At 71.2% G+C, this 10,897-nt stretch carries 8 protein-coding genes and 1 pseudogene; 5 read left to right on the top strand and 4 right to left on the bottom strand.

Annotation, left to right across the window (positions count from 1 at the left end; all coding sequences use genetic code 11):
- From VHK87_RS08405 to VHK87_RS08385, 5 genes are all read left to right on the top strand, one after another.
- On the top strand, nucleotides 1-1,691 hold a 1,691-nt coding region (locus VHK87_RS08405), incomplete at its 5' end, for a TonB-dependent receptor family protein (RefSeq protein WP_329634451.1).
- Entirely contained in the window at nucleotides 1,679-2,158 is a 480-nt protein-coding gene (locus VHK87_RS08400) for a YcnI family protein (RefSeq protein WP_329634450.1), read from the top strand. The genes VHK87_RS08405 and VHK87_RS08400, both read left to right, overlap by 13 nt.
- 12 nt (nucleotides 2,159-2,170) lie before the next feature.
- On the top strand, nucleotides 2,171-2,638 hold the full coding sequence (locus VHK87_RS08395) for a copper chaperone PCu(A)C (protein ID WP_329634449.1): 468 nt from the start codon (nucleotides 2,171-2,173) through the stop codon (nucleotides 2,636-2,638).
- 68 nt (nucleotides 2,639-2,706) lie between these two features.
- Nucleotides 2,707-4,344 carry an AMP-binding protein gene (locus tag VHK87_RS08390; RefSeq protein WP_329634448.1) on the top strand — a complete coding sequence of 546 codons (1,638 nt, stop codon included), beginning with the start codon at nucleotides 2,707-2,709 and terminating at the stop codon, nucleotides 4,342-4,344.
- Between the two features lie 79 nt (nucleotides 4,345-4,423).
- Complete coding sequence (locus VHK87_RS08385) at nucleotides 4,424-6,520, top strand: M13 family metallopeptidase (RefSeq protein WP_329634447.1); 2,097 nt, start codon at nucleotides 4,424-4,426, stop codon at nucleotides 6,518-6,520.
- Nucleotides 6,521-6,962: 442 nt separating this feature from the next.
- Here the strand turns inward: VHK87_RS08385 and hisG are convergent, their stop codons facing one another.
- The 4 genes and pseudogenes from hisG to VHK87_RS08365 all read right to left on the bottom strand — a co-directional run.
- The gene (hisG, locus tag VHK87_RS08380) at nucleotides 6,963-7,871 is read right to left on the bottom strand and encodes an ATP phosphoribosyltransferase (protein ID WP_329634446.1); all 909 of its coding nucleotides are present in this window, start codon (nucleotides 7,869-7,871) and stop codon (nucleotides 6,963-6,965) included.
- Entirely contained in the window at nucleotides 7,868-9,004 is a 1,137-nt protein-coding gene (locus tag VHK87_RS08375) for an ATP phosphoribosyltransferase regulatory subunit (protein ID WP_329634445.1), read from the bottom strand. The genes hisG and VHK87_RS08375 overlap by 4 nt, the downstream gene beginning before the upstream one ends.
- Nucleotides 9,001-10,467: a histidine--tRNA ligase gene (gene hisS, locus VHK87_RS08370; protein WP_414694133.1), complete on the bottom strand. Its 1,467-nt coding sequence runs from the start codon at nucleotides 10,465-10,467 to the stop codon at nucleotides 9,001-9,003. Before hisS ends, VHK87_RS08375 begins: the two co-directional genes overlap by 4 nt.
- A 245-nt stretch (nucleotides 10,468-10,712) precedes the next feature.
- A pseudogene (locus VHK87_RS08365) lies at nucleotides 10,713-10,897 on the bottom strand (MFS transporter); the annotation flags it as partial.

The raw sequence follows: 10,897 nt of genomic DNA, 5'->3' as shown, positions 1-10,897 counted from the left end.
TGGCCCAGGACGGCGTGCCGTTCAACGAGGCGGACGGCTCCGGCGACTTCCAGCTGATGGATCCGCTGCTCGCCAGGTACGTCGAGGTCTACAAGGGCGGCAACGCCTTGCGGTTCGGCGCGGCCGCGCTCGGCGGGGCTGTGAACTATGTGAGCCCAACCGGTCGCACGGCCGAGGGCGGGCGCCTGCGCGTGGACGGCGGCTCGTGGCGGACGCTGCGGGCGCATGCCGAATGGGGAGGCCGATGGGACGCGGTGGACGCCTTCGTCGGCGCGACCGCCATCACCGCCAACGGCTGGCGCGCCCACAGCGACCAGACGGCGAAACATCTCACCGCCAGCTTCGGCCGCTCGTTCGGCGACGATGGCGAGGGGCGGCTGACCCTCAGCGGCCACAACGTCGAACAGGAGATCCCCGGCTCGCTGACGCTTCAGCAGGCGCTGCAGGCGCCGAAGATGGCGGCGGCGGCGAACATCTCCGGCGACTACCAGCGCAACATGCGCGCGGTCCGCGCCACGCTGCAGGCCCGCTGGCGGCTCGCAGAGGGGGCCGTCCTGGAAGCGGCGGCCTACGCCACCTGGAAGGACCTGGACCACCCGATCTTCCAGGTCATCGACCAGGAGAGCCGCAACCTGGGCGCATATCTGCGCCTCGATTGGGAAGGACAGTTCGGCGGCCGGCGCGCCGACCTGTTCGCCGGCGCCGCGATCCGCCAGGGCGACCTCGACGCGCGACAGTGGGTGAACCTGGCATCCTCCCGCGGCCCCTTGACGGCGCAGTCGCGGCAGAACGCACGGGAGGTCCACCTCTTCGCCGAGGGGCGGCTGTTCGTGACCGACCAATTGGCCCTGGTCGGGGGCGGCGGGCTCGCCCGCGCCGACCGGGAGTACGTGAACCTGCGGATCGCCGACCACCTGCGCAGCAAGTCGTTCGAGTGGCTCGCCCCCAGGGTCGGACTGCTCTGGGAAGGCGAGGGCGGGGTCCAGGCGTTCGCCAACCTCACGCGTTCGGTGGAGCCGCCGCCGTTCTCCGCGCTCGTCCAGACCGGGCCCTTCCCGGCCTTCACGCCCGTCGAGCCGCAGTCGGCCTGGACCTTTGAAGTCGGGACCCGCGGCCGCAAGGGGCCGGCCCTGTGGGACATCATCCTCTATCGCGCGGAGGTGGAGGACGAGCTGTTGACGTTCCAGGTCACGCCGCAGATTCCGGTGGCCACTTTCAACGCCGGCCCGACTGTCCACCGAGGAGTGGAGGCGGCAGTCGACCTGAGGCTAGGTCGCGGCTGGCGGTTGCGCCAGACCTACGCCTGGTCGGACTTCCGGTTCGACGGGGATCGGGTCTACGGCCACGGGAGGCTGCCGATCGTTCCTGAGCACCTCTACCGCGCCGAGCTGCGGTGGGAGCATCCCGGCGGCTGGTTCCTCGCCCCCAACCTCGAGTGGGTGCCCCGCGGCGCCTTCGTCGACTACGCCAACACGCTGCGGGCGCCGGGCTACACCCTCACAGGGATCGCAGGCGGCTGGACGCGTCCGGACGGGCTCTCCGTCTTCCTCGAGGCGCGCAACCTGACCAACGAGCGCTACGTGTCCAACTTCAACGCGGTCACAGACGCCAGCCGGCCCGGCGTCTCGACCTCCGTCTTCTTCCCCGGCGAGGGCCGCGCCGTCTTTGGAGGCCTGTCATGGCGCTACTGACCCGTCTCGCCGCGCTCGCGGCGCTCGCCGCCACTCCCGCTGCGGCTCACGTCGTGGCCGACCCTGCCGAGGCGAAGGCAGGCGCCTACCAGGTGGTCCGCTTCCGTGTGGGCCACGGCTGCGACGGCCAGGCCACCACCAGGCTGAGCATTGCGATTCCTCCGGGTATGCCGGCAGCCCGGCCCCAGCCGAAGCCGGGCTGGAAGCTCTCCATCGTCCGCGAGGGAGCGGCGGTGAGCGCCATCACATGGGAAGGCGAGCTTCCGGAGGGCCAGTTCGACGAGTTCGCGGTCATGTTCCGCCTGCCGGCCGAAGCCGGCGAACTCACCTTCCCGGTGACCCAGACCTGCGGGTCCGCTCAGGTCCTCTGGGACCAGAGGCCGTCGGGTCCGGACCGCCCCCCGCGGCCGGCGCCCACCCTTCGCCTCACGCCCGCCGCAGCCGGCGGCCACCATCACAGCCACTAAGGGACACGCACCATGCGCACGCTCATTCTCACGGCCGCCCTCGCCGCGGCCACTCTCGCCGCCCCCGCCCTCGCGCACATGCCCGGCGGCCTGGAGGTGGTGCAGGCCTGGAGCCGGCCGGCCGCCGCCGGGATGACCGGGGCCGGCTACATGACCATCCGCAATCGCGGCAAGCAGGCCCAGACACTGGTGAAGGTGGAGACCCCCGCCGCGAAGAAGGTCGAGATGCACCGGACGGTGACCGAGGGCGGCGTATCGCGGATGCAGCCGGTCGGCCAGCTGGTCATCCCGGCCGGCGGCGAGGCGAAGTTCGCCCCCGGCGGTCAGCACCTGATGCTGGTCGGCCTGGCCCGGCCGCTGAAGGCGGGCCAGCACGTGCCGGCCACCCTGACCTTCGCCAGCGGGGTCAAGGTGAAGGCCGACATCGTCGTCGGAACGGCCGCCCCGCCCGAGCGCCCAGGCTCGATTCACAACCACTGAGGGCGCGTTGACTTGAGGCGCAGGCCTGCGGTCTATGCGCCTCATTATTTTAAGTATTGGAGGCGCCGATGGAGGCCTGGAATTACGCCAACCTGTGGGAGAGCGTCGCTGCGGCCGCGCCGGACCGCCCCGCCTTGATCCAGGGCCACAAGGTGGTCCGGTACCGGGACTTCGACCGCCGCGCCAACGCGCTGGCCCGCCGGATGCTGGACGCCGGCGTTTCCCATCAGTCCAAGGTCGGCGCCTACCTCTACAACGCCCCGGAATACCTCGAGACCTACTTCGCCGCCTTCAAGGCGGGCCTGGCGCCGTTCAACATCAACTACCGTTACGGCGGCGAAGAGCTGACCTATTTGCTCGACAACGCCGACGCCGAGGTGGTGGTGTTCCACGCCTCGTTCGCCGCGACCGCCGACAAGGTGCGGGGCAGCTTGCCCAAGGTGAAGCTGTGGCTGGCGGTTCCCGAGGCCGGCCACGCCATCCCAGAGTGGGCCGAGGACTACGAGGCTATCGCTTCGCCCGGCGCCGACAGGGTGGTCGCGCCCTGGGGCCGCTCAGGCGACGACATCCTGATGATGTACACCGGCGGCACCACCGGCATGCCCAAGGGCGTGATGTGGCGGCAGGAGGACCTGTTCAAGAGCCTCGGCGGCGGGGCCAACCTGCTGCTGGGCCTGGGCCCGCTGGAGACCGTCGCCGAGGCCGGCGAGCGGGTGAAGGCGGCGGTCGCCAGCGGCGCGCCGCAGGCGGTGACCATGGCGGTCGCCCCGCTGATGCACGCCACGGCGCAGTACATTTCGCTGGGGGCGCTCAACGCCGGGACCGCCGTGGCCGTGCTGCCCTCGCGCAAGTTCGATCCGGTCGAGCTGTTCGACGAGGTGGACCGGCTGGGCGTATCGGGCCTGATCATCGTCGGCCTGGCCTTCGCCGCGCCGATGCTGGAAACGCTCGACGCCAACCCCGGCCGCTGGAAGCTGACCAGCCTGCTGCGCATCGTCTCCTCCGGCACGATGTGGAGCGCCGAGAACAAGCAAGGCCTGCTGAGGCACATGCCGCAGGTGACGCTGATCGACTCGCTGGGCTCGTCCGAAGCGCCGGGTCTGGCCGGCTCGATGGCCAACGCCGCCGCTCCGGCCCAAACCGCCAAGTTCGCGGTCGGCGCCAACGCCGCGGTGTTCACAGAGGACGGCCGCCGCGTTCAGCCGGGCTCGGGCGAGCGCGGCCTGCTGGCGGTCGGCGGCTACACGCCGATCGGCTACTACAAGGACGAGGAGAAGTCGGCCAAGACGTTCCGGGTCTTTGAGGGCCAGCGCTACTCGGTGCCCGGCGACTGGGCGACCGTCGAGGCGGACGGGACCATCACCCTGCTGGGGCGCGGCTCGCAGGTGATCAACACCGGCGGCGAGAAGGTCTTCCCCGAAGAGGTGGAAGAGGCCCTGAAGCGCTTCCCCGGCGTGCGTGACGCGGCCGTGGTCGGCGTGCCGGACCCCCGCTTCGGCGAGCGGATCTGCGCGGTCGTCGACTTCGTGGGCGACAAGGCGCCGACCCTGCAGGAGATCGCCGGCCACGTGAAATCCATCCTCGCCGACTACAAGGCGCCGCGGGAGCTGGTGCTGGCCCCGGTGGAGCGCGCCCCGAACGGCAAGCTCGACTATCGGTCGGTGAAAGAGATGGCGCTGAAATCGCTCGCGGCGCCCGCGACCTAACAAAAATGTAATGAGCGGAGTTGGGGCCGGACGAGGCATGGTCCGCCCCAACTATGCATCATCCAAGGCGTTTTTCTTCATGAAGACCTATTGGCTCGGGGCCGCCGCTGCGGCCGCACTTGCCATCGCCGCCCAGCCGGCGGCCGCTTTCGACCGCGCCCATGCGGGCCTGCTGCAGGCCGACACCGCCGGCGGCGGCGGCGCCGGACCGCAGCTCTCCGAAGCGCCCCGCATGGGGACCTGGGGCTTCGACATCTCGGGCATGGACCGCACGGTCGAGCCCGGGGACGACTTCTTCCGGTTCTCCAACGGCGCTTACCTGGCGAAAATGGAGATCCCCTCCGACCGTTCGCGGTTCGGCGTGTTCGACGCGCTGAACGAGCTGTCGGTGAACCGCATGCGCGCGGTGCTCGACAAGGCCGCCGCCAACAAGGCCGCCGCGGGCGAAGAGGCCCAGATCGCCGCCATGTACCGCAGCTTCATGGACGAGGCCGGCGTCAACGCCCTAGGCGCCAAGCCGCTGGCCCAGGACCTGGCCGCCATCCGCGCCGCCAAGACCCGCGACGACATCGCCCGCCTGATGGGCGCCTCCATGAAGGGCTTCGGCGGCTCGGTCTTCTCGGCCTCGATCTATGACGACGCCAAGGAGCCCGAGCGCTACACCGTCTACCTCGGCCAAGCCGGCCTGGGTCTGCCGGACCGCGACTACTACCTCGTCGAACGGTTCGCGCCGCAGCGGGAGAAGTACGTCGGGTACATCACCAAGCTGCTGACCCTGTCCGGCTGGCAGAACTCCGCCGAGGCCGCCAAGCAGATCCTCGCCCTCGAGACCGAGATCGCCAAGGTCTCCTGGACCCGGGCCGAGCGGCGCGACGACGACAAGACCTACAATCCGTACGACGTGGACCAGCTGGCGACCTTCGCGCCGGGCTTTTCCTGGCGCGCGTTCATGGAAGGCGCGGACCTGGGGAGCGTGAAGCGGGTGATCGCCTCCGAGAACACCGCCTTCCCGAAGATCGCAGCGATCTACGGCGCCACGCCGGTGGAGACGCTGAAGGCCTGGTCGGCCTTCCACCTGGCCGACAACGCCGCGCCCTACCTGTCGAAGGACTTCGACCAGGCCTTCTACGAGTTCCGCCAGAAGACCCTGTCCGGCCAGCCGGAGCAGCGGCCGCGCTGGAAGCGGGGCGTCTCGCTCGTCGACGCACAGATCGGCGAGGCGCTGGCTAAGCCTTACGTCGCCGCCTACTTCCCGCCGGAGAGCAAGGCCAAGATGGAGCAGCTGGTCGCCGACCTGAAAGCGGCGATGAAGGCGCGCATCGACAGGCTCGACTGGATGAGCCCGGCGACCAAGACCAAGGCCCACGACAAGCTCGCCAAGTTCAACGTGAAGATCGGCTACCCGAACAAGTGGCGCGACTACACGGGCCTTCGGGTCACGGACAACGACCTTTACGGCAACGTGGAGCGGGCCGCGGCCTTCGATTGGGCCTTCCGGGTCGGCCGTCTGGGCGGGCCGGTGGACGATGAGGAGTGGGGCATGACCCCGCCGACCATCAACGCCTACTACTCTTCGACCAAGAACGAGATCGTCTTCCCGGCTGGCATCCTGCAGCCGCCCTTCTTCGACCCCAACGGCGATCCGGCCATCAACTACGGCGCCATCGGCGGGGTGATCGGGCACGAGATCACCCACGGCTTCGATGACCAGGGCCGCAAGAGCGACGGCGACGGACGGCTGACCGACTGGTGGACGGCCGAGGACGCGGCCAAGTTCCAGGCGCAGGCCAAGAAGCTCGGCGAGCAGTACGCGGCGGTGGAGATCCTGCCCGGCGCCAAGATCAACGGCGACCTGACCATGGGCGAGAACATCGCCGACCTTGGCGGGCTGCTGATGGGCCTGGACGCCTACCGCATCTCGCTGAAGGGCAAGCCGGCCCCGGTGCTCGACGGCCTGACCGGCGACCAGCGTGTCTTCCTCGGCTGGGCCCAGGTGTGGCGCGGCAAGTACCGCGAGGACGCCATGCGCCAACTGCTGGTCGCAGACCCCCACTCGCCTCCCGAGGCGCGGGTCAACCTGCCGATGCGCAACATCGACGCCTGGTACGAGGCGTTCGGCGTCAAGCCCGACGACAAGATGTACATTCCGCCTGAGCAGCGCGTGCGCATCTGGTAGCGCCACTCAGCTGAAGCGCGTTCCGACGGCCGGCCCGCAAGGGCCGGCCGTTTCGCATTGTGCGCCCAAACTTGCGTTCGGCTTCATGGCCGGCCGCCATCCTGACGTGACGGACCTGCCGCAACGGGCTGGGTCGCCGGGATGAGCCCGGCGATGACGAAACGTGGGGGCGGGGGATGTTTTGACTCTGCCGTCAAAACCGCGACAATGCTGAAAAGAAGAAGGCCCGCTGCGGGGGATAATCGCAGCGGGCCGACTTTGAGCCGTCGCTCAATTTAAGAGGGCGTTTCCTCCCCGAAACGCCGGAGACTTTCGGACTTCGTCGCCGTCATGTCTCTCGCCCGATTACAAAACGGCAATTTTCTGCCTGAGTCAACGGCCCCCGCTCAGGTCAGCCAACAGTTTTCCGCGACCGTAGCAATTCGGGCCATCTTTCCGACACTCACGTCAAAACTATGCCTTTCAGCGCATCAAATGATGGCGAATCCGTCTGGAAGACGAAGTCGGAGCGGTAGCTGGACACCGGCCCGACGCCTTTGGCGGTGAGCGCCGCGGCGGCCGCGGCCACTTCGCCCAGCGGCAGCCGATCGCGGGTGACCTCGCCGTCCGGTCCGCCCGGCCAGACCAGGCTTGCGGTCTGCAGGGCGGCGGCGCGGGCCTCGACGACGCGCAGGAAGCGTTCGGCGGTCCGCAGCTGGTCGGCGCTCCAGGACGCGCGCAGGCTGGCCATCAGCTGCGCCTGGCTCTTCAGTATGACGCCGTCGGCCAGCACCTTCAGCCCGTTGGCGGCCAGGGTGGAGCCGGTGGTGGTGATGTCCACCACCAGCTCGGCCGCGCCCGCCGCCGGCGCGCCCTCGGTCGCGCCGCCCGATTCGACGATCCGGTAATCGGCGACGCCGTGGCGGGCGAAGAAGGCCCGGGTCTGGACGAGGTATTTGGTGGCCACCCGCATGCGCCGGCCGGTGCGGGCCAGCACGTCGTGGGCCACCTCCTCCAAGTCGGCCATGTCGTCCACGTCCAGCCAGCTCTTGGGCACGGCCACCACCAGGTCGGCGCGGCCGAAGCCCAGCGGGCGTAGCAGCAGGACCCGCTGCTCGACGTCGCCGCCGCGCTCGCGCAGCAGGTCCTCGCCGGTGACGCCCAAGTGCACGTCGCCCGCGTCGACCGCCTCGGCGATCTCGCCGGCCGAGACCAGGCGAACCTGCACCTCCGGCAGCCCTTTCAAGGCCCCCAGATAGCCGCGCGAGCCGCCCGCGGCGGCAAGGTCCAGCCGGCAGTCCGCCAGCCAGGCCTCGACCTGTTCTTTCAGCCGCCCCTTGGAGGGCACGGCGAGGATGAGGGGCTCGGTCATGCTTCGCCTCCTGCAAAGGCCCGCCACGGCCGCACCATGGCGCCCACGGCGCGGGTTCCGTTCGCGCCCCCCAGGCGCGCCGGCAGGGAATCGTAGCGCCCGCCCACGGCCACCGGCCGCTCGGCGCCGAGAGCCTCCGAGCGCACCTCGAAGGTCAGGCCGTCGTAATAGTCGAAGGTGTGTCCCAGGCCGGCAGCGAACCACAGCCGGTCCACCGGCGCGCCGGCGCGGAGCAGCCGCTCCACCCGCTCGGCCCAACCGCCGAGCGCCGCCGAGATGGCCGGCGCCTCGCCGCCGATGTCGTCCACCGCCTCCAGCGCCCGGTCGAGCGGCGCGGCGATGGCGAGGAAGGCCTTGACGGCGTCGGCCTGGGCCGGGGTCAGGGCCGGCGCCTGGGCGGCCTCGGCCTTGCGCACCAGCCGCTGGGCGATCTCCGCGGGCCCACGGCCGCCGACCCGCTCGATGCCGGCCAGCGCCCAGATCTCTTCCAGCAGGGCCGCCGCCTCACGCTCTGAAAGGCCCGCGAGCCGGGCGGCGAGCGCGCCGGTCTGGGTCGCCTCAGGCGCAGCGCCGGCCCGCGCCAACTCGGCGGCCAGCAGCCGGGGCCGCGCCGCAGCCCGGCGCATCCGCGCGGCGAGGCTCGGCGCCAAGCCCAGCCCGTCGATGAGCGCCGCAAACAGCCCGACGTCGCCGAGCCAGAGGGTTAGGTCCTTGCGCCCGCCGGCGGCGGCCGCCCGCCACGCCAGCGCGGCGACCTCGGCGTCGGTTGCGGCCGCTGGGGCCATTCCGGACTCGTAGATCTCCAGGCCGACCTGCAGGAATTCCTCTGGCCGGTCGGCGCTCTCGGGCGCGGCGCGGAACGCCGTGCCCTCGTAGAAATAGCGGCCCTCGGCGGCGCCGGAGGCCAGATGCAGCCGGGCGACCGGGACGGTGAAGTCCGGGCGAAGGCAGGCCTCCTCTCCGCCCTCGGACTGGACGACAAATAGCCGGGCGCGAAGGGCCTCGCCGGCCAGCTCGAGCAGCAGGCTCAGCGGCTGCAGGATGGGCGGATCAACCCGCTCCGCGCCCGCCTCGATGAACGGGGCGCGGATGGCGGCCAGCGCCTGCGCCGGGACGCGCGGTTCGGCCCTCACGCGCGGGCGTCCAGGATGCGGCGGATGGCCGAGACCAGCTCGGCCCTGGGCAGCGACTGCTGGCCTGGCCGCTCGGCCCGCCAGGCCGCGTTGTCGGCCACCTTCGAAGCCAGCTCACGCCCGAGGTCCAGGTCCTTGATGGTCACCGTGCCGGCCGCCAGCTCGTCCTCGCCGACGATCACCGCGGCCGGCGAGAGCCGCCGGTCGGCGTACTTCATCTGCGCCTTCATGCCCGAGCCGCCGAGATAGACCTCCGCGGCGATCCCCGCCGCCCGAAGCTCGCCGGCGATGGCGAAGTAGTCGGCCATGCGGGCCTGATCAAAGGCGATCACCACCACGGGGCCGCGCTGCTCGGCCGCCGGGTCGCGGCCCGCGGCTCTGAGCGCCGCCGCCAGGCGCGAGACGCCGAACGAGCAGCCGGTGGCCGGAACCCGCTCGCCGGTGAAGCGGGCGACCAGGTCGTCGTAGCGACCGCCCCCGCCGAGCGATCCGAAGCGGACGGGCAGGCCCTTCTCGTCCAAGGTCTGAAGCAGCAGCTCCGCCTCGAAGACCGCGCCGGTGTAGTACTCCAGGCCTCGCACGATCGCCGGGTCGAAGGCCGCCCGGTCGGGGCCGACGCCCAGCGCGGTCAGCGCCTGGTGAATCTTGCCGAGCTCCTCGAGGCCGGCGTCGCCTTCGGCCGAGCCGCCAATGACGTTGGCCAGCCGGTCCAGCGTCTCGGGCCGGCCCTCGGCGCCCGCGGAGACGAAGGCCAGCACCCGGTCGATGGCGGCGGCCTGCAGCCCAGCCCCCTTGGTGAAGGCGCCGGACTCGTCCTTGCGGCCCTCGCCCAGCAGCAGCTTCACGCCGTCCAGGCCGAGCCGGTCGAGCTTGTCGACCGCCCGCAGCACGCCCAACGTCTGGCCGGGATCGGTGACCCCGGCCGCCGCCAGCAGGCCGTTCATCAGCCGCCGGCTGTTGATCTTCACCACGGCCTGGCCGCGCGGAAGGCCGATGGCCTCCAGCCCCTCGGCCATCAGCGCGATCACCTCGGCGTCGGACTCCGGCCGGGCCGAGCCGACCGTATCGGCGTCGCACTGGACGAATTCGCGGAAGCGGCCGGGACCGGGCTTCTCGTTGCGCCATACCGTGCCCACCGCATAGCGGCGGAACGGCTTGGGTAGCCCGTCCCAGTTGCCCGCGGCGAAGCGGGCCAGCGGGGCGGTGAGGTCGTAGCGCAGGGCCATCCACTCGCCGTCGTCGTCCTGCAGAGCGAAGACGCCCTCGTTGGGACGGTCGGCGTCGGGCAGGAACTTGCCCAAGGCGTCGGCGTACTCCAGCGCCCCGGTCTCCAGGGCCTCGAAGCCGTAGCGCTCGTAGACCGGCACGATCCGCTCGACGATGGTCCGCTCGGCCGTCAGGTCCCGGGCCCTGCGGTCGATAAAGCCGCGCGGGGCGCGGGCGAGGGGCCGGTCGCTGGTCATGGCCGGGCGCTTAGACGAGCGGGCCTCGTCGGGCAAGGCGGCGGCGGGGTCTGTCGGGGCGGTCATCGTCGGATCCTCTGGCGGTCTCGAGGGCGACGGATGGGGCTGGAAACTCAGGACGCCCCATCCGCTTCAGGCGGGGCGTCGGGCGGTGCGCTTTAGGCCAAGCGGCTCCGGCCGATCCCGCGGGTGCAGGTCGGATGGTGGTGGCCGTGGTGGTGCGCGGTCCGCGTCATCGGGCGGGCTTATAGCGGAGGCGGAGCGTCCGGGGAAGACGCCGCCAGCCGGCGGGCGGGCCAGATCGCAACCACCCCCAGCGGCAGGAGGGCGAGCGCGACCCACAGGCCGGCGGCCTTGGCGGTCTCTTCGCTGAGGCCCTGCGCGAAACCGACGAGGTTGGCCGCGACGCCGGCCAGGGCCGCGCCGGCGG

This window comes from Phenylobacterium sp. (genome assembly GCF_036263695.1).
Lineage (GTDB): Bacteria > Pseudomonadota > Alphaproteobacteria > Caulobacterales > Caulobacteraceae > Phenylobacterium.
Note: the sequence above shows the minus strand (reverse complement) of the source record. Positions and strands in the feature narration are given on the sequence as shown.